25 protein-coding genes and 1 pseudogene are annotated in these 25,724 nt (G+C 70.8%); 17 read left to right on the plus strand and 9 right to left on the minus strand.

Annotation, left to right across the window (positions count from 1 at the left end; genetic code table 11):
• Nucleotides 1-29: 29 nt before the first annotated feature.
• Both NRF20_RS26950 and NRF20_RS26955 read left to right on the plus strand, forming a co-directional pair.
• Complete coding sequence (locus NRF20_RS26950) at nucleotides 30-602, plus strand: TetR/AcrR family transcriptional regulator (RefSeq protein WP_266360923.1); 573 nt, start codon at nucleotides 30-32, stop codon at nucleotides 600-602.
• 119 nt (nucleotides 603-721) lie between these two features.
• On the plus strand, nucleotides 722-2,953 hold the full coding sequence (locus NRF20_RS26955) for an MMPL family transporter (protein WP_413753434.1): 2,232 nt from the start codon (nucleotides 722-724) through the stop codon (nucleotides 2,951-2,953).
• Nucleotides 2,954-3,082: 129 nt separating this feature from the next.
• Here NRF20_RS26955 and NRF20_RS26960 read toward each other — a convergent pair whose 3' ends face one another.
• Nucleotides 3,083-3,448, minus strand: a complete 366-nt coding sequence (locus tag NRF20_RS26960; protein ID WP_398631028.1) for an SsgA family sporulation/cell division regulator — start codon at nucleotides 3,446-3,448, stop codon at nucleotides 3,083-3,085.
• Between the two features lie 196 nt (nucleotides 3,449-3,644).
• Between NRF20_RS26960 and NRF20_RS26965 the strand changes: the two genes are divergently transcribed.
• The 5 genes from NRF20_RS26965 to NRF20_RS26985 all read left to right on the plus strand — a co-directional run bounded on the left by NRF20_RS26965 (nucleotide 3,645) and on the right by NRF20_RS26985 (nucleotide 8,260).
• Nucleotides 3,645-4,703: an energy-coupling factor ABC transporter permease gene (locus NRF20_RS26965; RefSeq protein WP_398631027.1), complete on the plus strand. Its 1,059-nt coding sequence runs from the start codon at nucleotides 3,645-3,647 to the stop codon at nucleotides 4,701-4,703.
• Between the two features lies 1 nt (nucleotide 4,704).
• Nucleotides 4,705-5,466: a cobalt ECF transporter T component CbiQ gene (cbiQ, locus tag NRF20_RS26970; RefSeq protein ID WP_398631026.1), complete on the plus strand. Its 762-nt coding sequence runs from the start codon at nucleotides 4,705-4,707 to the stop codon at nucleotides 5,464-5,466.
• A complete protein-coding gene (locus tag NRF20_RS26975) occupies nucleotides 5,463-6,233 on the plus strand; it encodes an energy-coupling factor ABC transporter ATP-binding protein (protein ID WP_413753435.1) in 771 nt (256 codons plus the stop codon). The genes cbiQ and NRF20_RS26975 overlap by 4 nt, the downstream gene beginning before the upstream one ends.
• Before the next feature lie 66 nt (nucleotides 6,234-6,299).
• Nucleotides 6,300-7,463, plus strand: a complete 1,164-nt coding sequence (locus NRF20_RS26980) for a serine hydrolase domain-containing protein (RefSeq protein WP_398631064.1) — start codon at nucleotides 6,300-6,302, stop codon at nucleotides 7,461-7,463.
• On the plus strand, nucleotides 7,460-8,260 hold the full coding sequence (locus tag NRF20_RS26985; protein WP_398631024.1) for an SDR family NAD(P)-dependent oxidoreductase: 801 nt from the start codon (nucleotides 7,460-7,462) through the stop codon (nucleotides 8,258-8,260). Before NRF20_RS26980 ends, NRF20_RS26985 begins: the two co-directional genes overlap by 4 nt.
• Nucleotides 8,261-8,292: 32 nt before the next feature.
• On the opposite strand, the gene NRF20_RS26990 is transcribed toward NRF20_RS26985, so the two are convergent.
• Nucleotides 8,293-9,285, minus strand: a complete 993-nt coding sequence (locus NRF20_RS26990; protein ID WP_398631023.1) for an Lrp/AsnC family transcriptional regulator — start codon at nucleotides 9,283-9,285, stop codon at nucleotides 8,293-8,295.
• A 292-nt stretch (nucleotides 9,286-9,577) separates the two neighbouring features.
• Here NRF20_RS26990 and NRF20_RS26995 point away from each other — a divergent pair, with 292 nt between their 5' ends.
• On the plus strand, nucleotides 9,578-11,116 hold the full coding sequence (locus NRF20_RS26995; RefSeq protein ID WP_413754610.1) for an MFS transporter: 1,539 nt from the start codon (nucleotides 9,578-9,580) through the stop codon (nucleotides 11,114-11,116).
• 168 nt (nucleotides 11,117-11,284) lie between these two features.
• Here the strand turns inward: NRF20_RS26995 and NRF20_RS27000 are convergent, their stop codons facing one another.
• Nucleotides 11,285-11,491, minus strand: a complete 207-nt coding sequence (locus tag NRF20_RS27000) for a DUF397 domain-containing protein (protein ID WP_398631022.1) — start codon at nucleotides 11,489-11,491, stop codon at nucleotides 11,285-11,287.
• Between the two features lie 12 nt (nucleotides 11,492-11,503).
• Nucleotides 11,504-12,349: a Scr1 family TA system antitoxin-like transcriptional regulator gene (locus tag NRF20_RS27005; protein WP_413753436.1), complete on the minus strand. Its 846-nt coding sequence runs from the start codon at nucleotides 12,347-12,349 to the stop codon at nucleotides 11,504-11,506.
• Nucleotides 12,350-12,420: 71 nt separating this feature from the next.
• On the opposite strand from NRF20_RS27005, the gene NRF20_RS27010 reads away from it, so the two are divergent.
• The gene (locus tag NRF20_RS27010) at nucleotides 12,421-12,684 is read left to right on the plus strand and encodes a hypothetical protein (protein WP_413753437.1); all 264 of its coding nucleotides are present in this window, start codon (nucleotides 12,421-12,423) and stop codon (nucleotides 12,682-12,684) included.
• Nucleotides 12,681-13,109 carry a hypothetical protein gene (locus tag NRF20_RS27015; protein ID WP_413753438.1) on the plus strand — a complete coding sequence of 143 codons (429 nt, stop codon included), beginning with the start codon at nucleotides 12,681-12,683 and terminating at the stop codon, nucleotides 13,107-13,109. Before NRF20_RS27010 ends, NRF20_RS27015 begins: the two co-directional genes overlap by 4 nt.
• A 30-nt stretch (nucleotides 13,110-13,139) precedes the next feature.
• On the opposite strand, the gene NRF20_RS27020 is transcribed toward NRF20_RS27015, so the two are convergent.
• The 4 genes from NRF20_RS27020 to NRF20_RS27035 all read right to left on the minus strand — a co-directional run bounded on the left by NRF20_RS27020 (nucleotide 13,140) and on the right by NRF20_RS27035 (nucleotide 18,100).
• Nucleotides 13,140-13,991, minus strand: a complete 852-nt coding sequence (locus tag NRF20_RS27020; RefSeq protein ID WP_398631020.1) for an EamA family transporter — start codon at nucleotides 13,989-13,991, stop codon at nucleotides 13,140-13,142.
• The gene (locus NRF20_RS27025; RefSeq protein ID WP_398631019.1) at nucleotides 13,988-14,485 is read right to left on the minus strand and encodes a YbaK/EbsC family protein; all 498 of its coding nucleotides are present in this window, start codon (nucleotides 14,483-14,485) and stop codon (nucleotides 13,988-13,990) included. Before NRF20_RS27025 ends, NRF20_RS27020 begins: the two co-directional genes overlap by 4 nt.
• 60 nt (nucleotides 14,486-14,545) lie before the next feature.
• The gene (locus NRF20_RS27030) at nucleotides 14,546-16,183 is read right to left on the minus strand and encodes a penicillin-binding transpeptidase domain-containing protein (RefSeq protein ID WP_398631018.1); all 1,638 of its coding nucleotides are present in this window, start codon (nucleotides 16,181-16,183) and stop codon (nucleotides 14,546-14,548) included.
• A 150-nt stretch (nucleotides 16,184-16,333) separates the two neighbouring features.
• Complete coding sequence (locus tag NRF20_RS27035) at nucleotides 16,334-18,100, minus strand: dolichyl-phosphate-mannose--protein mannosyltransferase (RefSeq protein WP_398631017.1); 1,767 nt, start codon at nucleotides 18,098-18,100, stop codon at nucleotides 16,334-16,336.
• 53 nt (nucleotides 18,101-18,153) lie between these two features.
• On the opposite strand from NRF20_RS27035, the gene rsmI reads away from it, so the two are divergent.
• The 6 genes and pseudogenes from rsmI to NRF20_RS27065 all read left to right on the plus strand — a co-directional run bounded on the left by rsmI (nucleotide 18,154) and on the right by NRF20_RS27065 (nucleotide 22,981).
• On the plus strand, nucleotides 18,154-19,050 hold the full coding sequence (gene rsmI / locus NRF20_RS27040) for a 16S rRNA (cytidine(1402)-2'-O)-methyltransferase (protein WP_266360942.1): 897 nt from the start codon (nucleotides 18,154-18,156) through the stop codon (nucleotides 19,048-19,050).
• Between the two features lie 159 nt (nucleotides 19,051-19,209).
• A complete protein-coding gene (locus tag NRF20_RS27045; RefSeq protein ID WP_398631016.1) occupies nucleotides 19,210-19,590 on the plus strand; it encodes a hypothetical protein in 381 nt (126 codons plus the stop codon).
• Nucleotides 19,591-19,631: 41 nt separating this feature from the next.
• Nucleotides 19,632-20,498, plus strand: a complete 867-nt coding sequence (locus NRF20_RS27050; RefSeq protein WP_398631015.1) for a TatD family hydrolase — start codon at nucleotides 19,632-19,634, stop codon at nucleotides 20,496-20,498.
• A gap of 191 nt (nucleotides 20,499-20,689) precedes the next feature.
• Nucleotides 20,690-21,136: pseudogene (locus NRF20_RS27055) on the plus strand (ubiquitin-like domain-containing protein); the annotation flags it as partial.
• Between the two features lie 79 nt (nucleotides 21,137-21,215).
• The gene (gene rsmA / locus NRF20_RS27060; RefSeq protein ID WP_114244970.1) at nucleotides 21,216-22,091 is read left to right on the plus strand and encodes a 16S rRNA (adenine(1518)-N(6)/adenine(1519)-N(6))-dimethyltransferase RsmA; all 876 of its coding nucleotides are present in this window, start codon (nucleotides 21,216-21,218) and stop codon (nucleotides 22,089-22,091) included.
• Nucleotides 22,088-22,981 (plus strand): 4-(cytidine 5'-diphospho)-2-C-methyl-D-erythritol kinase, encoded by an 894-nt coding sequence (locus NRF20_RS27065; protein ID WP_398631013.1) that lies wholly within the window; start codon nucleotides 22,088-22,090, stop codon nucleotides 22,979-22,981. Before rsmA ends, NRF20_RS27065 begins: the two co-directional genes overlap by 4 nt.
• 34 nt (nucleotides 22,982-23,015) lie before the next feature.
• Here the strand turns inward: NRF20_RS27065 and NRF20_RS27070 are convergent, their stop codons facing one another.
• Nucleotides 23,016-23,681, minus strand: coding sequence for a lipoprotein (locus NRF20_RS27070; protein ID WP_413753439.1), 666 nt, complete (start codon nucleotides 23,679-23,681; stop codon nucleotides 23,016-23,018).
• 159 nt (nucleotides 23,682-23,840) lie between these two features.
• Between NRF20_RS27070 and NRF20_RS27075 the strand changes: the two genes are divergently transcribed.
• Complete coding sequence (locus NRF20_RS27075; protein WP_413753440.1) at nucleotides 23,841-25,658, plus strand: ABC-F family ATP-binding cassette domain-containing protein; 1,818 nt, start codon at nucleotides 23,841-23,843, stop codon at nucleotides 25,656-25,658.
• Nucleotides 25,659-25,724 lie beyond the last annotated feature (66 nt).

Below are 25,724 nucleotides of genomic sequence, written 5' to 3' on the forward strand. Positions count from 1 at the left end.
GAACAGAAGCGCGAACAGGAGGTCGGCACATGGCGCGCACCCGGCTCACGCCCGAGCGTGAGAGCGAGCTGTACTCCGCCGTGCTCGACCTGCTCCGCGAGGTCGGCTACGACGCCCTGACCATGGACGCCATCGCCGCCCGCACCCGTTCCAGCAAGGCCACCCTCTACCGCCAGTGGGGGAGCAAGCCCGAGCTGGTCGTCATGGCCCTGCGGCACAACAAGCCGGTGTCCCTCGCGGAGATCGACACCGGTTCGCTGCGCGGCGACTTGCACGCCGCACTGAGCCGTACCGACGACTGCCAGATGGAGAAGAACTCCGCGCTGATGCGGGGTCTGAGCCATGCCGTCCATGACAATCCCGATCTGCTCCAGGCCCTGCGCGATCTGCTGATCGAGCCGGAGATGACCGGCCTCAACACACTGCTGCGCCGAGCTGTGGACCGGGGAGAACTGCGTCCGGACCATCCGGCGCTGAAATATGTATCGCACATGCTGATCGGCGCCTTCACCGCTCGGCAGCTGGTCGAGGACCGCCCCGTCGACCAGGCGTTCCTCACCGACTACGTCGACTCCGTGATCCTCCCCGCCCTCGGAGTCTGACCCCTCCCGTCCCCTTCGCGCGGCCCCTCCCCAAGCCCTACCTGACACGCCGCTCTCGTCGTCGGGCTGGTTTTTCATGCCCTTTTCCACTCACACGACCTGACCGGGAGTACGCCTCCGTGGCCACATTCCTCTACAAGCTCGGACGGCTCGCCTTCCGGCGCCGCCGCTATGTCGCCCTGATCTGGGTGGCACTGCTGGCACTCGCCGGATTCGGCGCGGCCTCCGCGTCCACCGCCACCTCCAGCTCCTTCTCGATCCCGGGTACGGAGGCGCAGAAGGCCTTCGACCTGCTGGAACAGCGCTTCCCCGGCGCCGGCGCCGACGGCGCGACCGCACGTGTCGTCTTCAAGGCCCCCGACGGCCAGAAGATGACCGACCCGGCGAACAAGGCCGAGGTGAACAAGATCGCCGGCGAGCTGAAGTCCGGCTCGGACCAGATCGCCTCGGTCACCGACCCGTACACCGGCAACGCAGTCAGCAAGGACGGCTCCACGGCGTACGTCTCCGTGTCCTACAAGGTCAACTCGATGGAGCTGACCGACGCGACCCGGGACGCCCTGGAAGACGCGGGCCACGCGGCGCAGAAGAGCGGGATGACCGTGGAGATCGGCGGTGACGCGCTCCTGGTGATGCCGGAGACCGGGGTCACCGAGATCATCGGTGTCGCGATCGCCGCGGTGGTGCTGGTCATCACCTTCGGCTCGCTGATCGCCGCCGGGCTGCCGCTGCTCACCGCCCTGATCGGGGTCGGCATCGGTGTCTCGACGATCACGGCACTGGCGAACGTACTCGACCTGGGCTCCACCACCTCCACCCTCGCGATGATGATCGGCCTCGCGGTCGGCATCGACTACGCGCTGTTCATCGTCTCCCGATACCGCGCCGAGCTGGCCGATGGCCGGGAGCGTGAGGAAGCCGCCGGACGGGCCGTCGGCACGGCCGGATCCGCGGTCGTCTTCGCCGGTCTCACCGTCGTGATCGCCCTGGTCGGCCTCGCCGTCGTCAACATCCCGATGCTGTCGAAGATGGGCTTCGCCGCGGCCGGTACGGTCGCGATCGCCGTCCTCATCGCGCTCACCCTGGTCCCGGCGATGATGGGCTTCGCGGGCAGGCGGGTCATGGGACGCAAGGCGCGCAAGGCCGCCGAGGCCGAGAACCGGCCCGAGGCGAAGCCGAACATGGGCACCCGCTGGGCGCGGTTCGTACTGCGCAAGCCGGTGTGGGTGCTGCTGGTCGGAGTCATCGGCCTCGGTGCGGTCGCCGTACCGGCCGCGTCCCTGGAGATGGGCCTGCCCGACGAGGGCTCCCAGCCCACCAGCACCACCCAGCGGCGCGCCTACGACCTGCTCTCCGACGGCTTCGGCCCCGGCTTCAACGGGCCGCTGATGGTCGTCGTCGACACCGCGAACAGCTCCGACGGCAAGACCGCCGCCAAGCAGGTCTCCGAGGAGATCTCCGGCATCCCGGGCGTCGTCGCCGTCACCCCGGCCCAGTTCAACAAGGCCGGCGACACCGCGATGATCACCGTCGTCCCGAAGGACCGGCCGAGTTCCACCGAGACCGAGAACGTGGTCCATGCGATCCGTGACACGGGCAAGGACATCAAGTCCGACACGGGCGCCGAGGTCCTGGTCACCGGCTCCACGGCGATGAACATCGACTTCTCGCAGAAGATGAACGACGCGCTGCTGCCGTACCTGGCGCTCGTCGTCGGCCTGGCCTTCCTGCTGCTGATGCTGGTCTTCCGGTCGGTGCTGGTGCCGCTGAAGGCGGCCCTCGGCTTCCTGCTCTCGGTCGTCGCGGCCCTGGGCGCAGTCGTCGCGGTCTTCCAGTGGGGCTGGCTCGGCTCGCTCTTCGGCGTGGAACAGACCGGCCCGATCATGTCCATGATGCCGATCTTCATGGTGGGTGTGGTCTTCGGCCTCGCCATGGACTACGAGGTCTTCCTCGTGACCCGGATGCGGGAGGCGTACGTCCACGGCGAGAAGCCCGGCCAGGCGATCGTCACCGGCTTCAAGCACGGCGCCCGGGTCGTCACGGCCGCGGCCGTGATCATGATGGCGGTCTTCGCCGGCTTCATCGGCTCCAGCGAGCAGATGATCAAGATGATCGGCTTCTCGCTCGCCATCGCTGTCTTCTTCGACGCGTTCGTCGTCCGGATGGCGATCGTGCCCGCGGTCCTCGCCCTGCTCGGCAAGCGCGCCTGGTGGCTGCCGCGCTGGCTGGACCGGCTCCTGCCGAACGTGGACGTGGAGGGTGAGGGGCTGCGCAAGGAGCTCGGCGGGACGCCGTCCGACGGCGAAGGCCGCGGTGACGCCCAGGGCGAGCGCGAGCTGGCCCAGGTCTGATTCCTTACGGTCCCCGGGGCCCGCGTCTGAGCGGAGCGCGGCCCCGGACTGCGCCGGTTGCCTGTGGGGACGGGGAGCCGGGGCGACGATGAGCCCCCGTGCGAGCGGCACGGGGGCTCATCCATGCGGTCACGCCCGGGGGGTCACCGTCCGCACGGCCTCGGGCCTGGTCTCGTCGTGGATGCGGTGCAGGAAGCGGTTCATCGACGCATTGTCGAACTGCACCACCTCGACGCCGTCTGCCGAGTGCTTCTCCACGACCAGCTGCGCCCGGCCGCACGGCCATATCCGGATGGGGCCGCGCCCGGCGGGGGAGCGCATCCCGCCCTCCAGCAGGTCGCGGCCGAAGGCCCAGTCGGTGCCCCCGGGGAAGGCGACATGGACGGTTCGCGGGTCGGAGGTGGCGTCGTACCGCAGGTCGACGGGGACTGCGAAGGTGTCGGTGGCCTCGGTGATGAGCCGGGCCTCGGTGTGCTCTTCGATCACGAGGGACATGGCCGACTCCTTCTGTTTGCCCGTTCTTGCCCTCTAATGTCCCACATTTTGGCCGGTTGACGCGGTGAGGGCGCCGGGGTGGCCGAGGTCGCACAGCTGTATGCGCTCTTGCGAATGGTTCGCAACAAGGACCTATCATTGAGAGGTTCATGACCCCGCGCAGCTAGGCAGTAACGCAGGAAGCGGAGCCTCCTCCATGCATGTACCCGACGGATTCATCAACGCACCCGTCTCCGCCGCCGCCGGCGTCGTCGCCGCGGGTGCCGTCGCCGTCAGCCTGCGGGGCGCCCGCCGTGAACTCGACGAACGCACCGCGCCGCTCGCCGGCCTGGTCGCCGCGTTCATCTTCGCCGTACAGATGCTGAACTTCCCGGTCGCGGCGGGCACCAGCGGACATCTGCTGGGCGGTGCGCTCGCCGCGATCCTGGTCGGGCCCTGCACAGGGGTGCTCTGCATCTCCGTCGTCCTGCTCATGCAGGGCATCCTCTTCGCCGACGGCGGCCTCACCGCGCTCGGCGTGAACGTGCTCGACATGGGCATCACGACCACCGTCGTCGCGTATGCCCTCTTCCGCGGGCTGGTCGGCGTGCTGCCGCGCACCCGTCGCTCCGTGACGGCCGCGTCCTTCGTCGCCGCCCTGGTCTCCGTGCCGGCCGCGGCCTGCGTCTTCACGCTGATCTACTGGATCGGCGGCACCACCGACATACCGATCGGCAAGGTCTTCACCGCCATGGCCGGGGTCCACGTACTGATCGGGATCGGCGAAGCCGTGATCACCGCCCTGACCGTCGGCGCCGTCGTCGCCGTACGGCCCGATCTGGTCCACGGCGCCCGCGGACTCACCGCCCCGCTCAAGCTCCGGGTCGACGGCGAGCTCATCGACGCCCCCGCCCGGCAGTCCGTCGCCCCCGTCGCCGCCCGCTCCACCCGGGGAATCCGGGCCGCCGGCCTGGTCACCGCCCTCGTCCTGGCGGGCTTCGTCTCCTTCTACGCCTCCGCCAGCCCCGACGGCCTGGAGAGGGTCGCCGCCGACCAGGGCATCGACAAGAAGACCGAGGAGCACGCCGCCAAGGACTCCCCGCTCGCCGACTACGGCGTCAAGGACGTCTCCGACGCCCGGATCTCGGGCGGCCTCGCCGGAGTGATCGGCGTCGGTGCCACGATCGTGGTCGGCAGTGGAGTCTTCTACGTGGTCCGCCGCCGTCGCACACCGGACGCGCCCGTCGGTGCCCCGCGCACCGAGGAGACCGTCTGACATGGGCGCCGGACATGCACACAGGCTCTATCGGCACGGGCACTCGCCCGTCCACGACCTGCCGCCGCACTGCAAGCTCGCCGCCGCCTTCTGCTTCGTCGTGGTCGTCGTCTCGACGCCGCGCGAGGCGGTGTGGGCGTTCGCGCTGTACGCGGCACTGATCGGCGCCGTCACCGCCCTGGCCCGCATTCCCGCAGGCTTCCTGCTGGGGCGGTTGCTCATCGAGGTGCCGTTCGTCGCGTTCGCGCTGCTCATGCCGTTCGTGGTGCCCGGCGAGCAGACCCATGTCCTCGGCCTCTCCGTCAGTGTCCCCGGCCTCTGGGGCGCCTGGAACGTCCTCGCCAAGGGCACCCTCGGCGTCTCCGCGTCCGTGCTCCTCGCCTCCACCACCGAACTGCGCTCGCTGCTGCTCGGCCTCCAACGGCTCAGGCTGCCGCCGCTGCTCGTCCAGATCGCCTCCTTCATGATCCGGTACGGCGATGTGATCACCGACGAGATGCGCCGGATGTCGATCGCCCGCCGCTCCCGCGGCTTCGAGGCCCGCGGGGTACGGCAGTGGGGTGTCCTGGCCAAATCGGCGGGCGCGCTCTTCATCAGGTCGTACGAGCGCGGCGAACGCGTCCACCTCGCGATGGTCAGCCGCGGCTACGCCGGTTCCATGCCGGTCATCGACGAGGTGACGGCCTCCAGGACCCAGTGGGCGTACGCCTCGGCACTCCCCGTACTCGCCCTCATCATCTGTCTGCTGGGATGGACCGTATGAGCATGCCCACCGCCCCCGCGCAGTCCCTGGAAGTCAGTGGCCTCGCCTACGCCTACCCCGACGGTCACCAGGCGCTCTTCGGGGTGAACCTGACGGTAGCCCGAGGCGAACGCGTCGCCCTGCTCGGCCCGAACGGAGCCGGCAAGACCACGCTCGTCCTCCACCTCAACGGCATCCTCGACGCCGGGGCGGGCACCGTCCGGGTCGCCGGTCTCCCGGTCGAGAAGCGCAACCTCGCCGAGATCCGCCGCCGCGTCGGCATCGTCTTCCAGGACCCCGACGACCAGCTCTTCATGCCCACCGTCCGCGAGGACGTCGCCTTCGGTCCCGCCGCCTCCGGGCTGCGCGGCGCCGAACTGGAGGAACGCGTCACCGAAGCCCTGCGGCAGGTCGGCATGGAGGAGTACGCGAACCGGCCGCCGCACCACCTTTCCTTCGGCCAGCGCCGCCGCGTCGCCGTCGCCACCGTCCTCGCCATGCGGCCGGAGATCCTGGTGCTCGACGAGCCGTCCTCCAACCTGGACCCGGCCTCGCGGCGCGAACTCGCCGACATCCTGCGGTCCCTGGACGTCACCGTGCTCATGGTCACGCACGACCTGCCGTACGCCCTGGAGCTCTGCCCGCGCGCGGTCGTCCTGAGCGAGGGCGTCATCGCCGCCGACGACCGTACCCAGGCTCTGCTCTGCGACGAGGAACTGATGCGCACCCACCGTCTGGAGCTGCCCTTCGGCTTCGACCCGCGTTCCGTGACGGTGAACATGGGGTGACCCGCCCCGCGTCCGGCCTGCGGCGGGATGCACCATGGGGGGATGAGCGGGAGCGCAGGAGCAGGCGTGGACGTACGGGGCACGGTGGCGGCCGGATTCGAACCGGTCCGGGATGCTTTCGTCCGTAACTTCGAGCAGCGCGGCGAACGCGGTGCGGCCGTCGCGGTCTACCGGGACGGGCGCAAGGTCGTCGATCTGTGGGCCGGTACCAGAGACGTCGACGGCGTCGAACCATGGGCCGTCGACACCGTGCAGATCGTCCGCTCGGCGGGCAAGGGCATCGCCGCCGCCGTACCGCTGATGCTGCACCAGCGCGGCCAGGTCGACCTCGACGCCCCGGTCGGCACGTACTGGCCGGAGTTCAAGGCGGCCGGCAAGGAACGTGTGCTCGTCCGCCACCTCCTCGCCCACCGGGCCGGCATACCCGCCCTCGACTGCCCGCTGACTCCCTCCGAGGCGGCCGACGGGATCTCCGGGCCACAGGCCGTCGCGGCCCAGCGCCCTCAGTGGGAACCCGGCACCGACCACGGCTACCACGCCCAGACCTACAGCTGGCTCATAGGCGAACTGGTGCGCCGGGTCACCGGCCGCACCGTCGGCCGCTGGGTCGCCGAGGAGATCGCCCGCCCGCTCGGCCTGGACTTCTGGTTCGGCCTCCCGGCGGACGAGGCGCACCGGGTGGGCCGGATCGGTCCCGTCGAACCCCCGGCCGACGCGGGCAACGGCGGCGCCCTGAGGATGCGCCCCAAGCGGTCCGTCGTCGAGGCGTACCGCGACCCGCAGTCCCTCACCCGCCGCGCCTTCGGGGCCATCGACCCCCTCCCCGACGAGAACGACCCCGCCTACCGGGTGGCCGAACTCCCCGCCTCCAACGGCATCGCCACCGCCCGCGCGCTGGCCCGCTGCTACGCCGCGATGATCGGCCCGGTCGACGGCCACCGACTGTTCGCCCCGGCCACGCTCACCCTCGCCCGCACCGAGGAGTCGGCGGGCCCCGACCGGGTCCTGGCCGTCAGCACCCGCTTCGGCCTCGGCTACATGCTGCACGGCCCGGCGGCCCCGCTGCTGGCCCCCGGCTCGTTCGGCCACCCCGGCCGGGGTGGCTCGCTCGGATTCGCCGACCCCGAATCCGGCATCGCGCTGGGCTATGTGACGAACGGTCTGCAGAAGGGAGTCACCGCCGATCCCCGTGCGCAGGCCCTGGTCAGGGCAGTACGGTCGGCGCTATGACCCCTCCTCACCCTGCTGGTTCACGGTTCGACGGCTACGGCGTACTCATCACCGGAGCGGGCCAGGGCATCGGTGCGGCCACGGCCCGCCGACTGGCCTCGGAGGGCGCGCGCGTCCTGGTCACCGACCTGGACGGCGACCGCGCAGGACGCACCGCCGCGGAGATACGCGAGACGGGCGCGACGGCCGAGTCGCTGCCCTGCGACGTGGGCGACCGGGCCGCGGTCGAGGCCGCGGTGGCCCACGCCGTCGCCGCCTTCGGTTCCCTCGATGTGCTGGTGAACAACGCGTACGCCTGCGCCCCCGACGCCCCGTTCTTCGAGGACGAACCCGACGAGGTCTGGCAGCGCGACCTGGACATCACACTCACCGGCCCGTACCGCTGTGCCCGCGCCGCCCTCCCGCACCTGGTGGTCTCCGGCCGGGGCGCGATCGTCAACATCGGCTCGGTCAACGGCGAACAGGACTTCGGCAATCACGCCTACAGCGCGGCCAAGGCGGGCCTGGGCAGCCTGACCCGTACCCTGGCGGGCCATGCGGGACCGCGCGGCGTACGCGTCAACCTGGTCGCACCCGGCACGATCCGCACCGACGCCTGGGCGGGCCGCGACGTGGAACTGTCCCGGGTGAGCGGCCTCTACCCGCTCGGCCGGGTCGGCGAGCCGGACGACATCGCGTCCGCCGTCGCCTTCCTCGCCTCGCGCGACGCGGCCTGGATCACGGGGACGACGCTGCGCGTGGACGGCGGGCTGACGGCGGGCAACTACGGCTTCCGGGACGCGGTTTCGGGGGCCTGACCGATGCGGGCCGGGTCCGCCCCGCGCCCGGGTCAGGCGAGCGCGGGGTGGATGAGCCGCCCGTTGAGGATGAGGGAGGCGGCCTGCTTGAGGCGGCGCACGCGCACACTGATCTCGTAGCCCCTGATGCCCTCGGTACGGGCGAAGCGGCCGCTGAGGTAGCGGTAGAAGTCCGGGGTGTCCTTGCAGATGACCACGGCCATGATGTTGTGCTTGCCGCTGATGGCGGCGGCGAAGGCGCACTCGTCGTGCCCGCTGAGCTCCTCGCCGATCTTCTGGAGCCGAGGCAGGTCGACCTGGAGCCAGAGGGTGGCGTTGAGCTCGTAGCCGAGGCGTTCGGGCACGGTGTCGATGTCGTAGACCAGCGAGCCGGTCGCTTCGAGGGCCTCCAGCCGACGGGCCACGCGCGGCTTGGACCAGCCGGTGGCCTCCGCGAGCCGGGTGTGGGAGGCGCGGCCGTCCTCCGCCAGCGCTTCGAGGAGCGGGCGGTCCTCCTCGGTCGGGGTGAGCGGGGGCCCGGCGGGGATGGGGCGCTCCGCGGTCAGCAGCCGCACCTGCTCCTCGGTGAGCGAGCCCTCCCGCCCGGTCCAGCCGGCCGTGTCCGGGGAACCGAAGGCGTGGACGAGAAGATCGACGTTCAGGTCGAGGACCGAGGCCGCCCGGGGAAGCTGCCGCAGCAGCACGTCGTCGCCGACGGTCCCGGCGGGCGAACGGATGATGCAGATGATCTCCGAACCGCCCGACGCGATGCTCGTGTACGCGACCTCCGGCCTGCGGGCCAGGGAATCCGCGAGCGGCCCCACGGCGTCCGGGCGGCAGCGCAGCCGCGCGATCCACTCGGACCGGCCGTGGGCGGCGGGGCTGCTCAGCCCGACGACGCGGACGACGCCGCCGCGGCGCAGGGCGCTGTAGCGGCGCGCCACGGTCTGCTCGGACACCCCGACGACCTCGCTGAGGCGGCGGAAGGAGACCCGCGGCGAGCAGTTCAGCCCATGGATGATTTTGCGGTCCAGATCGTCAGGCATGGATGAATGGTCACATGGGCGGCGCTTTATCTGGAGGTTCCATGACGTTCGCCGGGATCGCTTGGGGATTCATCGACGGTCGGGGCGAAGCTGGTCGGCGGCTTTGCGGGTGATCCGGCGGACCGCGCGGAACGCGGTGGTACGCCGGTGCGCCCGGGAGCGGGCGCACGCCGGACGGCGGTGCTCACATCGCAACCGGTGCCCGCGCGGCACCTACCCCCGCAGCAGAAGGAACCTCTTCGTGAATTCCGCAACGACACAGGACGGATCAGGGCGGGGCGTCACGCTCGTCATGGCCTGCCTGGGCGTCTTCGTCGCCTACCTCCCCGTGACCACCGTGTCGGTGAGCCTGCCGGCCGTCCAGCGGGCTCTGGGCGCCTCCACGTCCCAGCTGTCCTGGGTCTCGGACGCCTTCGTGCTGCCGATGGCCGCGCTGATCCTGACCACCGGGGTGTGGGGCGACGTCCACGGCCGCAAGCGGGTCTTCCAGGCGGGCATGGCCTTCTGTGCGCTGGGCGCGGCGATCTCGCTGTCCTCGGACTCGGTGCAGGCCCTGTGGGCAGGGCAGGCCGTCTCCGGGCTGGGGGCGGCGGCGCTGCTGCCCACGACGCTGGCCCTGATCAGCCACGCGGTCCCCGACCACCGGGAACGGGGCAGGTTCATCGGCCTGTGGGCCATGTCCCTGATGGCCTCGCTCGCCGTGGGCCCGCTGATCGCGGGTGCGCTGCTGGAGCACGTCGCGTGGCGCTGGATCTTCCTCCTGCCCGTGCCGGTCTCCCTGATCGTGCTGGTTGTCGCGGCGTTCCTGCTGCCCGACTCGCGCGCCCCGCACGGCCGCCGGCTCGACTGGCCCGGACAGATCAGTGCGGCCGTCGCGGTCACCGCGGTCGTCTACGGCGTGATCGAGGGCGGCGCGGACGGCTTCGGCGAGCCCGCCGTGGTGACGGCCCTGGTGCTCGGCGCGGTATCCGCCGCCGTGTTCGTCGCCGTGGAGCGCCGCAGCGCGAGCCCGATGCTCGACCTGGCGCTGTTCCGCAGCCCGGCCTTCACCGCCACCGCCCTGGTCGCCATGATCAGCTTCCTCGGGCTGATCGGCTTCTTCTTCGTGCTGAGTCTCTACTTCGGCATGGTCCAGCACCTGACCACGATCGAGGCGGCGCTGCGGATGGTGACGGTGTCCGGGGTGGCCCTCGTCGTCGGCGCGCCCATCGGACGCCTGATGCACCGGGTCTCTGCCCGGGTCCTGATCACCACGGGCCTGGTCGTCGCGGCGGGCGCGATGCTCTCGCTGACCGGCGTCGACGCCCACACCTCCTACAGCTCGATCGTCTGGCGGCTGGCCCTGCTGGGCCTCGGCATGGGCGCCGTGCTCACCCCGATGACCGCCTCCGCGGTGTCCTCCGTCCCGTACCACCTGGCCGGGATGGCCGCCGCCGGGAACAACGCCTTCCGCCAGGTCGGTGGAGCCCTCGGCCCCGCCGTGCTCGGCGCCCTGCTGACCACCCGGGCCCTCGACGCGCTGCCCGGCCGCCTCGCCGACGCGGGGGTGCCCGCCGAGGCCGGTGCCCGTGTCCTCGACACCGCCCGCGAGCAGGGACTCGGCGCCGTGGCCGGGCTCGACCTGGACGCCGCCACCGGACCGGCCCTGACCGCCCTGGGCGACTCCTTCCTCGACGGCATGCGGCTGTGCCTGACCGTCTCGGCCTCGCTCGCCCTGCTGGCCGCCCTCGCCTGCGCCGTGCTCCTGCGCCCGGCCGCCAAGTCGGCGACCCCGGCGGCCCCGGCCACCGAGGAACCGCCGGCCCGCCTGGCGACGGTCCCGGCGAGCTGAGCGCGGCGAGACCCGGAGCATCGGTTTCCGCCGCGTCGGCCCGCGAGCTGCCCGCCGCCGACTCCCGCCCTGCGTTGGCGAACTCCAGCAGGTCGGCCTGCGCGGCGGTCGGACGCCCGACCGCCCCGCCGTGCGTGGCACGGCGGGGCGGTGTGGGGTCGGTCCAGGTCAGACGGCGCCGAACTCCCCGGCCTTGACGCCCGCGACGAAGCTGGCGAAGGAGGTGGGGGAGGCGTGCAGCACGGGGCCGCCCGGATTCTTGGAGTCGCGTACGGGGACGATGCCGTGCGGGGCGGTGAGGTCGGCGGCAACCTCCACGCAGTCGCCACCGTTGGAGCTGTACGAAGACTTGAACCAGCGAGGCTCGTTAGTCACGGATCTTCCCTTTCATGCCTGCTTGATCATCGCCACGGATGCCGTTTGGGAAAGCGCTTCGGCCTGCAGTTGATGGTAGGCCGTCAACAGAGGCAGAACGGAAGCGCTTTCGCGGTCCACGTTGCCCTGTGAGTGGGATTCGGCGTACGAGACCATGGACCGGTCCGGCAGGGTGAGCAAGTTGACCGGCAGGTTGAAGGGACGACGCTCCCCTATGCCGAAAGGCGCCACCTGGAGGACCGTGTTGGGGAGTGCGGCGAAATCGGCCAGCTTCTGAATCTGGGACTCCATGACCTCGGGGCCGCCGATCGGGCGGCGGATGCAGCTTTCGTCCATCACCACGATGAGCATGGGCGGTCGCGCCCTCGTTAATGCGGCCTGTCGCTGAGCCAGGAACGAGACGCGCTCTTCTGCTTGTTCGGGCGTGATGGAGCCGCGCCACACATCACCGTTCGCCAAAGCCTTCGCGTACTCCTGGGTCTGTAGCAGCCCGGGAACGATCCCGATCTGGAACAGTCGGATCTCCGTTGCCCGGCCTTCGTATCCGACGTACTCCGGGAAGCCCTCCAGCAGATTGCCGTGCTTGATCTCGCGCCATTCGCGCTCGAACGAATCGGCGGTGTTGGTCGTATCCAATGCCACGTCGACGCGGCGTGAGAACGGCAGAGTCGGTGATTTGCGACCGGTTTCGAGGGCCGAGATATGCCTGCCTGTGCAGCCGACCAGCGCACCGACGTGATCCTGGGTCCAGCCGCGCTCTTCGCGCAGCCTGCGTAAACGTGCGCCGAAAGCTGCTTGAGGGCTTGCTTCCGGGTTCAACTCCTTGCGGTTTACCAATGTGTCCTCCCTCTCAGCCATGTTGATGACATTCCGACTCTAGGTCACGCTGAAGCCTCTTGGTAGCGGGATGGCTACAGAGCGGAGTTGACGTGCCCGAAGGCGACGACGGTGCCCTGACCCGTCACGAACCCCTTCAAGTCCCCTCGCCCGGAACGCTTTTCCGGGACACCGGCCATGGCGACCGGGTGGGTGAGTTCCGCGGGGTTGCCGGTCCGTACTGGTCGTTGCGGCCGGTCGGTGGCGGTGTGGAGTGGGAGGCGGAGCCCGAGTGGGTCCGGGCGCTAACTCCGGCCGAGCGGCTGAGCGTGGAGAACGCGTTGCGGAATCTGCGGAGCAGTCGGGGTGGGCTGTGAACGGGGCGGCGGTGCCGGAGGGTTACCGGTGCGAGGCGCTGGCCATGGAGTTCTTCGGGGGCACCGGGAAGATGGAGAGACACGTGCTGGGCACGTTCCGGACCATCTCACCGGTGCTGGCGCTGCGGTGGCTGGGCGGTCAGGCGTTATGGATCGCGGACCGGATCGACGCCGATCCCGACGCCGATCCGGACTCCGACTCCGGCTTCGGCCCGCGATCGGACCTGGAGCGTTCGGCGGGGGTGCAGCCCTTGAAACGGCTGCCGGTCGGCTCCACGCCCGACCGCCCCGCCGAGCTCCGTGCCTGGTACGAGGACCGGCAAGGCCAGCGCGCGGCCCAGGCACACATCAAGGGCGGCAACCCGTTCCTCGTCGTCGTCCCCGACACCGACTTCACGTACACCCTCTCCGTGCACCCCGATTGAACAAGGGGCGGAGCCGCAGGGTCGTCGTGCTCAACTCGTGTGCAGCATCAGCCCGATGCCGACCACCATCAGCCCCGCCGCCGCGATCCGCGGTGCGCCGAACCGCTCCTTGAAGAACAGCGTCCCGATGGCCGCTCCGACGATGATCGACGACTCCCGCAGGGCCGCGATCGGGGCCAGTGCCGCCCGGGTCTGGGCCCACAGGACGAGGCCGTACGCCGTCACCGACAGGGCCGCGCCCAGCAGCCCGCGTACGGCGAACGGGCGGAGGGCGGGCAGGAGTTCGGCGCGGCGGCGGCACAGCGCGTAGGCCGGGATGGCCAGTCCCTCAAGGATCATCAGCCAGGCGATGTAGCCGAGCGGGGTGCCGGAGGCGCGGACGCCGACGCCGTCCACCGTGGTGTACCCGGCGATGGCCAGGCCGGTCGCGAGGGCGGCCAGCAGGGCCGGCCAGTCGGGGCGCCTGCCGGAGCCCCGGATGCCCCAGAGGGCCAGCCCGACCAGCCCCGCCGAGGCCACCGCGACTCCGGCGGTGGCCCAGCCGTCGGGGTGCTCGCCGACGAAGACCGCGGCGAGGACCGTCACCACCAGCGGCGCCGTACCCCGGGCGATCGGGTACATCTGCCCGAAGTCGCCCAGGGTGAACGAACGCATCAGCAGCAGCATGTACGCCACATGGAGCGCGGCCGACACCAGCAGGTACGGCCAGGCCCCGGCGGCCGGGAGCGGGACGAAGCAGGCGGCAGCCGCGCCGATCAGCAGACCGCCGCCGGAGATCAGGGTGAAGGAGAGGAGCTGGTCCTTGATTGCGTGCGCGATCGCGTTCCAACTGGCGTGCGTGACGGCCGCGACCAGGACCGCGAACGCGACCAGCGGTGTCACTTCGACTGCTCGCGCACGTCCACCACGGTTCCGCCGGCGTGCCCGATCAGCGTCTTGGGGTCGAGAGGGAAGACGGTGTGCGGGGTGCCCGCCGCCGCCCACACCACATCGTGGTCCAGCAGACCGCGGTCGGCCAGCACCCGGGTCTTCGTGCGGTGCCCGAAGGGCGGCACGCCACCGATCGCGTACCCGGTCGTCTCCCGGACCAGGTCGGCCCCGGCCCGCTTGACCTTCCCGGCCCCCAGTTCCCCGCGTACGAGCTCGACATCGACGCGCGAGGAGCCGTCCATCAGGACCAGCACCGGGACGCCGTCGGCCTCGAAGATCAGGGACTTGACGATCTCGCTGAGATCGCAGCCGATCGCGGCGGCGGCCTCGGCGGCGGTGCGTGTGGCCTCCGGGAACCGACGGACCTCGACATCGAGGCCGAGTTCCCGCAGGGCCTCGGCGAATCGGGGGTGGGCTTCTCCAACGGTGGTGTCGTTCGTGCTCATGCCCTGCACGCTAGCGAACGCGCCACGGGGCGCGCGACGAGGTTCCGTACGCGGGACGCGTCACGACCCCGCGCGCAGTACCGCCGCCACCACCGGTCCCGCCGCGTCCCCGCCGTGGCCGCCGGACTGGACGACCGCCGCGGCTGCGAGGTCGTTGCTGAAGCCGGTGAACCAGCTGTTGGACGTGGCCTGGCCGTCGACCTCCGCCGAGCCCGTCTTGGCGCCCTTGTCGCCGCCGACCGAGGCCATCGCGTTCTTTCCGGTGCCCCAACTCGCGGTCTGGCGCATCATGTTGGTGAGCTGCTGGGAGACGGACGGGGAGAGCGACCGGGAGGCGGTGGCGAGCTGCCGGCCGTCGAGATCCCGGTCCACGAGGATCGGCTGGCGGAAGGTGCCGTTCTTCGCGGTGGCGGTGATGGACGCCATGTTGAGGGCGTTCATCTGGACCGTGCCCTGACCGATGTACTGGGCGGCCGCCTCGCCCCCGGTGGCCTCGGGCACGCTGCCGTCGAAGGACACGACGCCGGTCTGCCAGTCCAGTCCGATTCCGAAGACGTCGCGGGCCTCCTTGGCGAGCGCCGCGTCGTCCTTCGTCTCGTCGATCAGCTTGATGAAGGCGGTGTTGCAGGAACGGGCGAAGCTGGTCGTCAGAGTGCCGTCGGGAATCGAGAAGCCGTCCAGGTTCTGGAAGGTGCGGCCCTGGTACATCACGGTCGGCGGGCACTCGATCTTTTGGTTGGCCGAGGCGAGGCCCTTCTCGATCAGCATCGCCGCCGTCACGATCTTCATCGTCGAACCGGGTGCCTGCTTGCCCTGCATCGCCGCGTTGAACCCGGTGGCCGGATTGTTGGCGACCGCGCGGATCGCGCCCGTGGACGGGCGGACCGCGACCACCGAGGCCTGGCTGAACTTCTTCACGGCCACCTCGGCCGCCGCCTGGGCATTCGCGTCCAGCGTCGTCTGCAGCTTGCCCGGCCTGCCCTTGGTGAGCGTCAGCAGAGCCTTGTTCGGGCCGCCCGCGTCCGCGTTCTCGATCCAGGTCTCGATGCCCGCGGTGCCGCCGGCCTTCTCGCCGTACTTCTCGCGCAGTGCGTCCAGGATCGGCCCCAGGGAGGGGTACTTCTCCTTGGTGAGCACCTTGTTGTTGTGGTCGACGGCCTCGATCGACGGCGTCGACGCCTCGCCCGTCCTGAGCGACGCACCGGCCGTGAGATCCGGGTGGATCACGGCGGGAGCCCAGTCGACCAGCGGCCTGCCGGTGGTCAGACCGCGCACCACGGTCAGTTCGGAGGAGTACGACCAGGGCTTGGACTTCCCCTCGAACGACACGGTCGCCTTCACCGTGTACGGCACCTTCGTGCCGACCGCCGGGCCCGGAGTGATCAGCGCCTTGGTGACATGGGCGCTCTCGCGATAGCCGGTCAGGGCCGTTTCGGCCTCGGCCGCGTTGTTGGTGAGCTGGGACGCGGCGGCCGCGTCACCGCTCGCCCAGGCCTTGAGGAACTTCTTCGACGCGTCGTCGATCTCCGCCTTGGTGACCGGCCCCGTCTTCACTTCGGCAGAGGTGGACTTGCTGTCCGTGCCGTCGCCGCCACCGCCGTTCAGCCCGTCCAGGACGTTGTACGCCGCGTAGCCCACCCCGCCGACCACGACCGCGAACACTCCGCCGACCATCGCAACCTTCGCTCCACTGCGCATCCCTGCAGTCCCCCTCCCCAGGAGTTCCCTTGAACGCGTTCAAGGGAATGCTGCCGGGCACACTACGGGAGGGCGGAGACGGCCGAGACGGTTGTTATCGGAATGCGATACGTGTGGCATGAATATGCCGGTCAAATCAAGGTGTGCCGGTCAAATCCAGGTATCCAGCCACATTCGGCCCCGCCAGGACCCGTCGGGAATGGGCGTCCCCGTATAAATGGGCCAGAAATAAATGAAATTCCAGATGATCAGCAACACCAGCACGCCCGCCGCGACCGCCCCCAGCGTCCGCCGCCGTTCCCCCGGCGGATCGCCGGTCACCAGGTCGAGTTCCCGTTCGGCCCCGGTCCCCGCCGCCGGACCCAGCATCGCGCCGATCATCATCGTGACCGCCAGACACAGGAACGGCACGAACACGACCGCGTAGAAGAGGAAGATCGTCCGCTCCTGGTAGAAGAACCAGGGCAGCCAGCCCGCCGCCACACCGCAGGCGATCGCCCCCGCCCGCCAGTCGCGCCGGAAGAGCCAGCGCCACAGCACGTACACCAGGGCGAAGCACGCCGCCCACCACAGCAGCGGCGTCCCGATGGCCAGCACCTCGCGGGAGCACTTGCCGGTCTCCGACGCCGCGCAGCCCGGCTGCTCCTCCCAGAAGTACGAGACGGGCCGGCCGAGCACGATCCAGCTCCACGGATTGGACTGGTAGGTGTGGCCGGACGTCAGATTCACATGGAATTCGTAGACCTGGTACTCGTAGTGCCACAGACTGCGCAGCCAGTCCGGCAACCACGTCCAGCTGCCGCCCCTGCCGTCGGTCTGAGCCCAGTTCCGGTAGTAGCCCTTGTCGGTGACGATCCAGCCGGTCCAGGAGACGAGATACGTGAGGATCGTGACCGGGACCGTCGAGACGAACGCCGGCAGCAGATCTCGCTTCAGCACCGCCGCGTACGGGCGAACCGCACCCGCGGTCCGGCGCGCGCCCACATCCCACAGCACCGTCATCAGACCGAAGCCGACCAGGATGTACAGGCCGTTCCACTTGGTGGCGAAGGCCAGCCCCAGCATCAGACCGGCGGTGAGCCGCCACGGACGCCAGCCCAGCCGCAGATTCTCCGCGACCCCGGCATCGGGGCGCAGCACACCCTCCTCGTCGACCGGCAGCGCGGCGGCGAGGCGGCGCCGCGCCCAGTCGCGGTCGATCAGCAGGGCGCCGAACGCCGCCAGCACGAAGAACATCAGCACCAGGTCGAGCAGCGCGGTGCGGCTCATGACGAAGTGCAGACCGTCGACGGCGAGCAGCGTGCCGGCCAGGCACCCCAGGAACGTCGAGCGGAACATCCGCCGCCCGATCCGGCACAGCATCAGCACCGACAGCGTGCCGAGCACCGCCACCATGAACCGCCAGCCGAACGGCGTGAAACCGAAGATCTGCTCACCGATCCCGATGACCCACTTGCCGACCGGCGGGTGCACCACATAACCCGGATCCACCGGGATGTGCACCTTCGACGGATCGTCGAGGATCAGCTTGTCGATGTCCTTGGGCCAGTTCCCCTCGTACCCCTGGTTGATCAGCGCCCAGGAATCCTTGGCGTAGTACGTCTCGTCGAATATCAGCGCGTGCGGGCTGCCCAGGTTCCAGAACCGCAGCACCCCGGCGACCAGTGCCACCAGCAGCGGACCGCCCCAGGCGGACCACCGGACCAGGCGCCCGGCCATGGGCGGAGAGATCCCGAGCACCGCCCACAACTGGGCGCCGGGGCGGGTGTACGGCGGAATCAGCCGTTCACGCAGCCCGATTCCGGGCCGGGGCGAATGGCCGAAGCGGCGCAGCCGCTGCTGCCAGGATGCGGGCTCTTCGCCGTGCGGTTCCCCGGCGTCTTGGCCCTGCTGGGCTTCGGGCGCAGTACTCGTCACCGCGCCATCGTAGGGAACGCGTCTGTGCGAGCGCTGCCGCCCGTGCTGGGAGGATGACTCATGTGACTGGAACGACTGGAACGCTGGTACTCGCAGGAACCCCCATCGGCGATGTGGCGGACGCCCCGCCACGCCTCGCCGCCGAACTGGAGACGGCCGATGTGGTCGCCGCCGAGGACACCCGACGGCTGCGCCGCCTCACGCAGGCGCTCGGCATCCACACCACGGGGCGGGTCGTCTCCTACTTCGAGGGCAACGAGTCGGCCCGTACGCCCGAACTCGTCGAGGCACTGACCGGCGGCGCCCGCGTGCTGCTGGTGACGGACGCCGGGATGCCGTCCGTCTCCGATCCCGGCTACCGGCTCGTGGCCGCAGCCGTGGAGAAGGACATCAGGGTCACCGCGGTCCCCGGCCCGTCCGCAGTGCTCACGGCTCTCGCCCTGTCCGCGCTGCCCGTCGACCGGTTCTGCTTCGAGGGCTTCCTGCCGCGAAAGGCGGGCGAACGGCTCGGCAGACTGCGCGAGGTCGCCGACGAGCGCCGCACCATGGTCTTCTTCGAGGCCCCGCACCGGCTCGACGACACCCTCGCGGCGATGGCCGAGGTCTTCGGCGCCGACCGCCGGGCGGCCGTGTGCCGGGAGCTGACCAAGACGTACGAGGAAGTGAAGCGCGGCCCGCTGGGCGAGCTGGCGGTCTGGGCGGCCGAAGGGGTACGCGGCGAGATCACCGTGGTCGTCGAGGGCGCGGCCGACTCCGGACCCGAAGAACTGGACGCCGCGGAGCTGGTACGCAGGGTGCAGGTGCGCGAGGAGGCGGGGGAGCGGCGCAAGGAGGCCATTGCCGCTGTTGCCGCAGATGCGGGGCTGCCCAAGCGTGAAGTCTTCGATGCGGTCGTTGCGGCAAAGAATGCGGCGCGAACCGGTCCAGCTGAGGGCAAAGGACTATCGTAAAAAGCAAAGCGCGAGCCGCGCACCGGGCCTTTCTGCCACGAGAAGGCCAAATCCGCTCCAACACTCGACAGGGCCTGATGCGCTCCCGCCGGTAGCGGCGTCCACTGGACGAGGGACGCATTTTCCGGAGTGCTTGTCCGGCGGACAAGAGGAGCAGGCATGAGCGAGATCGCAGCAACCACCGTGCATGAGGCGTATGCCTTCGCCTGCATGAGTTGCGGATACGGCTGGGAACAGGTCTACGACATCGAGCACCACACGGACGGCCGCGGCCAGCCCTTCGTTGTGTACCGCGTGCAGGGGCAGCTCGTTCCCTCGCCGCTGAACCGGCTCACCTGCCTCAACTGCAGTGGGCACAAAGTCCGCATCATGCGCGCCGGGCAGGTCTCCTCCATCGCGGAAACCCTGCGACGCCTGAACTTCGCGACCTCGACCGGCGCCACCGCCGGGCCCATACCGTCCCCGGAGAGCGCGTCGGAGCGCCACCCGCGCCAGTGGCGTATCGTGCAGCGGTTTCGTGCGCGGCAGCGCCGTAAGTGAGGTCCGGGCCCGGTGACACCGGGCTCTCATAGGATCGCCCTATGAGTTCCAAGGACGCCCCGCCGCTGCCCGAACCCCTCCGGGTACCGGTCGCCGATTCGCACACCCACCTGGACATGCAGGACGCAACTGTCGAGGAGGGTCTGGCGAGGGCCGCGGCGGTCAATGTGACCACCGTGATCCAGGTGGGCTGCGACGTGGCGGGTTCGCGCTGGGCCGCCGAGACCGCCGCCGCGCATGCGAACGTGCACGCGGCGGTGGCCCTCCACCCCAACGAGGCGCCGCGCATCGTGCACGGCGACCCCGATGGCCGGTCGCGGCAGGGGGCGCGTGAGGGGGGCGGCCGGGCGGCGCTGCACGAGGCCCTCGCGGAGATCGACGCGCTGGCCGCACTCGACCACGTACGCGGTGTCGGCGAGACCGGGCTCGACCGCTTCCGTACCGGCCCCGAGGGAATGGCCGCGCAGGAGGAATCCTTCCGGGCCCACATCGAGATCGCCAAACGGCACGGCAAGGCGCTGGTCATCCACGATCGCGAGGCGCACGCGGATGTGCTGCGCATCCTCGCCGACGCGGGTGCCCCCGAGCGGACCGTGTTCCACTGCTACTCCGGTGACGCCGACATGGCCCGGATCTGCGCGGACGCCGGGTACTTCATGTCCTTCGCGGGCAATGTCACCTTCAAGAACGCCCAGCCGCTGCGTGACGCACTGGCCGTCGCGCCGATGGAACTGGTCCTGGTCGAGACGGACGCACCGTTCCTGACCCCCGCCCCGTACCGCGGACGGCCTAACGCGCCCTACCTCATTCCGGTCACGCTGCGTGCCATGGCGGAGGTGAAGGGCGTGGACGAGGACGCCCTGGCGTCGGCCATCTCCGACAACACCGCCCGCGCATTCGACTACTGACCGGTACTGGCCCGTACCGGCCGACTCCGCGGCTACGGTGTGTAGTTGAGCCGTTTTGGAGAGTCATCGACGCTCCGCTATCGTCCCGGGCGCCATCCGGCGAGCCGGCCGATCGGATCCTCTGGAGCGTCGTGAGCAATTCGAAGGGCAGCCATCGTGCAGCACGCGGCAGGGGGCGTACGGCGGTGGCGATGCCGCCCACCCGTCTTCCGGCCGCCGCATCCGTACCGCTCCATGAGCAGCTGACGCTCGCCGCCTGGGCGGTCCGCGCCCCGACAGTCGTCGATACGCCCCTGCTGCCCGGCCGGCCCCTCCCCGGCGCCAACGGCGGCCGGGCGGCGGCGCGCCGGGCCGCCCGGCGGCGCAAGGTCCCCGTCCGCCCCGAGAGCCTGCGCCGTCTCGTCCCGCAGGCCCTCGTCGTCGTGTTCCTGGCCGGTGGCACCACCGCGTTCGTGGCCTGCGACAAGGCGGTGACGCTCGACGTCGACGGCACGCCCCGCACCCTGCACACCTTCGCGGACGACGTCGACGAACTCCTCGCCGACCAGGGTGTCACCGTCACCGCCCACGACACCGTCACCCCTGCCCTCGGCAGCTCGCTCGCCGACGGCGACGAGGTCGTCGTCCGGGCGTGGAGGTAGCGGAGGCGTCGGAGCGGGAGGCCGTACGCGCAACGGGGGCGAACCTCCGGCCGCGCCGCGGCCGTAGGCTTACCGGGTGAGCACCACTGAGCCCGATGCCCTCCTGGGCCCCGCAGACATTCGCGAGCTGGCCGCCAAGCTGGGCGTACGCCCGACCAAGCAGCGCGGTCAGAACTTCGTCATCGACGCCAACACGGTCCGCAGGATCGTGCGGACGGCGGAAGTCCGCCCGGACGATGTCGTCGTCGAGGTCGGTCCGGGGCTCGGCTCGTTGACCCTGGCGCTGCTGGAGGCGGCGGACCGGGTCGTCGCCGTCGAGATCGACGACGTGCTGGCGGGCGCCCTGCCGGCCACGGTCGCCGCCCGGATGCCGGGGCGCGCCGACCGGTTCGCCCTGGTGCACTCCGACGCGATGCTGGTCCGGGAGCTGCCGGGCCCGGCGCCGACCGCGCTGGTCGCGAACCTTCCGTACAACGTCGCCGTGCCGGTCCTGCTGACCATGCTGGAGCGCTTCCCGTCCATCGAGCGGACCCTCGTCATGGTCCAGGCCGAGGTCGCCGACCGGCTGGCCGCCAGGCCGGGCAACAAGGTCTACGGCGTGCCGTCGGTGAAGGCCAACTGGTACGCGGACGTCAAGCGCGCCGGGTCCATCGGCCGCAATGTCTTCTGGCCCGCCCCGAACGTCGACTCCGGTCTGGTCTCGCTGGTCCGGCGCACCGAGCCGATCACGACGAGCGCGAGCAGGACCGAGGTCTTCGCGGTCGTCGACGCGGCCTTCGCCCAGCGCCGCAAGACCCTGCGGGCGGCCCTGGCCGGCTGGGCGGGCTCCGCGCCCGCCGCGGAAGCGGCCCTGGTCGCGGCCGGGATCTCGCCGCAGGCCCGCGGCGAGGCGCTGACGGTCGAGGAGTTCGCCGCCATTGCCGAGAACAAGCCCTCCGGGAGTGGCGAGTGAGCGTCACCGTCCGCGTCCCCGCCAAGGTCAACGTCCAGCTCGCGGTCGGCGCCCCGCGCCCCGACGGCTTCCACGACCTGGCCAATGTCTTCCTCGCCGTCGGCCTGTACGACGAGGTCACCGTCACCCCCGCCGACGAACTGCGCATCACCTGCTCGGGCCCGGACGCCGCCAAGGTCCCGCTGGACGCGACGAACCTCGCCGCCCGCGCCGCGATCGCACTGGCCGAGCGGCACGGCATCGCACCCGATGTGCACATCCACATCGCCAAGGACATCCCCGTCGCGGGCGGCATGGCGGGCGGCAGCGCCGACGGTGCGGCCGCCCTGCTGGCCTGCGACACCCTCTGGTCCACCGGTGCCGGCCGGGAGGAGCTCCTCGCCATCTGCGCGGAGCTGGGCAGTGACGTGCCGTTCAGCCTGGTCGGCGGCGCGGCTCTCGGCGTCGGACGCGGCGAGCAGCTGACCGCGATCGATGTCGGCGGAACCTTCCACTGGGTCTTCGCGGTCGCCGACGGCGGGCTTTCCACCCCGGCCGTCTACGGCGAGTTCGACCGGCTCACGGCCGGTACGGACGTCCCGGATCCCGCCGCGTCCGCCACGCTCCTGGACGCGCTGCGGACCGGTGACGCCACGGCTCTCGCGGGCGCCCTGAGCAATGACCTCCAGCCCGCCGCGCTCTCCCTGCGTCCCTCCCTCGCCGACACCCTCGCCGCGGGCACCGAGGCCGGCGCCCTGGCCGCCCTGGTCTCGGGCTCCGGGCCGACCACCGCGTTCCTGGTGGCGGACGCGGAGTCGGCGCGGAAGGTGGCCGAGGCGCTGATCACCTCGGGGACATGCAGGAACGCACGGGCCGCGGTGTCCCCGGCGCCGGGTGCCACGGTCCTGTGAGCCGGGCCGGCCGGGCGGCGGAACCGCCGCCCGGTCAGCCGAGCCGCAGGCTCTTCTTGGCCAGCTCGTACGCCGGGAGCATCGCCTCGTGCTCCTCGGAGTCCATCCCGCCCAGATGGACCACGACCGGCCCGTCCGGGGTGGCGACGGCGAAGGCCCGCTCCTTCTTGAGCTCGTCCAGCAGCTTGCTCCTGACCGTGTAACCGACCTCGGCCGCGGCCAGACCGCCGGCCCTGGACTCGGTGTACGTGACCTTTCCGGCGCCGTCCTCGTCGGCGATGAACGCTTCCAGGACCTGGCGCGGGGTGCGGTCGGACTTCTTGCCCTGCCACACCCGCAGATATCCGATGTTCCCCGCCGGCTTCGCGTCGATCTCGCAGACCATGGTGACCTGGCCCTGCACGCCCAGTGCGGCACCGAGCTCGGAGTCCGGATCGACGTCGACGGCCTTCGGCTTCCAGGACGCCGCGAGGTCGAAGGTGACGGGCAGCGGGCAGGCCGAGCCGGAGCCGCCGACCGTGCCGCCCTTGGCGGCGGTCTTCCCGGCCGTCCCGGCCTTCTGCGACGGCTTCCCGCCGGCCGGCTTCTCGGCCACGGCCCCCGCATCCTGCGACGCCGACGAACAGCCCGCCAGCACCAGCGTCGCCAGCAGTGCCGCCGCAACCACGCCCCGCACCGGCCCTCGGACAGCATTCCGCACGGTGTCACGCACCGTCGAAGTCCCCACTGAAGTCCCCACCCCTGAGATGTTCGAAGATCTTCCGACCGGGGCCCCCGCCCCTTGATCGATTGCGGCACGCTATCGCAGCCGCGAGCCGACTACCCTGGGACGTCGATCGATCCCCCAGGCAGGAGTGAAATGGCCGTCAATCTGGTCAATGTCGAGCAGGTCAGCAAGGTGTACGGCACCCGTGCCCTGCTCGATGGTGTGTCCCTCGGCGTGTCCGAGGGGGACCGGATCGGTGTCGTGGGCCGTAACGGCGACGGCAAGACGACCCTCATCCGGATGCTCGCCAGGCTGGAGGAGGCGGACAGCGGCCGTGTCACCCACAGCGGCGGGCTGCGCCTCGGTGTCCTCACCCAGCACGACTCGCTCGACCCCGAGGCGACCATCCGCCACGAGGTGATCGGCGACCTCGCCGACCACGAGTGGGCGGGCAGCGCGAAGATCCGCGATGTGCTCACCGGACTCTTCGGCGGTCTCGCCCTGCCGGGCTTCGAGCACGGCCTGGACACCGTCATCGCCCCGCTCTCCGGCGGCGAGCGGCGACGGATCGCCCTGGCCAAGCTGCTCATCGCCGAGCAGGACCTGGTCGTCCTCGACGAGCCGACCAACCACCTCGATGTCGAGGGCATCTCCTGGCTGGCCGGCCATCTGCGGGCACGCCGCTCGGCGCTCGTCTGCGTCACCCACGACCGCTGGTTCCTCGACCAGGTCTGTACGCGCATGTGGGACGTCCAGCGAGGCACGGTCCACGAGTACGAGGGCGGCTACAGCGACTACGTCTTCGCGCGGGCCGAGCGGGAGCGGATCGCCGCGACCGAGGAGTCCAAGCGGCAGAACCTGATGCGCAAGGAGCTGGCCTGGCTGCGCCGCGGCGCCCCCGCCCGTACCTCCAAGCCGCGCTACCGCATCGAGGCGGCCAATGAACTGATCGCCGACGTGCCGCCGCCGCGCGACACCAGCGAGCTGATGAAGTTCGCCAACGCCCGGCTCGGCAAGACCGTCTTCGACCTGGAGGACGTGACCGTCCAGGCCGGCCCCAAGACGCTGCTCACCCACCTCACCTGGCAGCTCGGCCCCGGCGACCGGATCGGCCTGGTCGGGGTCAACGGCGCGGGCAAGACCTCGCTGCTGCGGGCGCTCGCCGAGGCGGCCCGCACACAGGGCGACGCGCAGCCCGCCGCCGGGAAGGTCGTCGTCGGCAAGACCGTCAAGCTGGCCTACCTCTCCCAGGAGGTCCACGAGCTCAACCCGAACCTGCGGGTGCTCGAAGCGGTCCAGCAGGTACGGGACCGGGTCGACCTGGGCAAGGGCCGGGAGATGACGGCGGGCCAGCTCTGCGAGCAGTTCGGCTTCTCGAAGGAGAAGCAGTGGACCCCGGTCGGTGACCTCTCGGGCGGTGAGCGGCGCCGGCTCCAGATCCTGCGCCTGCTGATGGACGAGCCGAACGTCCTCTTCCTCGACGAGCCCACCAACGACCTCGACATCGAGACCCTGACCCAGCTGGAGGACCTCCTCGACGGCTGGCCCGGATCGATGATCGTGATCTCCCACGACCGGTTCTTCATCGAGCGGACCACGGACCGGGTGATGGCGCTGCTCGGCGACCGCACGCTGCGGATGCTGCCGCGCGGGATCGACGAGTACCTGGAGCGCAGGCAGCGGATGGAGGAGGCGGCCACCCCCTCCGCCGCACCCGCGGCGGCGAAGGAGAAGGCCGCGCCGGCCGCGAGCGTCTCCCCGCAGGCCGCACGTGCGGCGAAGAAGGAACTGCAGAAGGTGGAGCGGCAGCTCGACAAGATGTCGACGCGGGAGACCACGCTGCACGCACAGATCGCGGAGAATGCCACGGACTTCGAGAAGGTGGCGAAGCTGGACGCGGAGCTGCGCGAACTGGTCGCCGAGCGCGATGAGTTGGAGATGCGTTGGCTGGAACTGGCCGAGGAGGCCTGACCGCTGCGGTGCCTTCGGTGTGACCAGTGGGGCCTGTGGGGCGGGTGATAGAAAGAAGGCTCGCCC

Origin of the sequence: Streptomyces sp. R-74717 (assembly GCF_047305335.1) — a bacterium.
In the GTDB taxonomy this organism is placed as follows: Bacteria; Actinomycetota; Actinomycetes; order Streptomycetales; family Streptomycetaceae; genus Streptomyces; species Streptomyces atratus.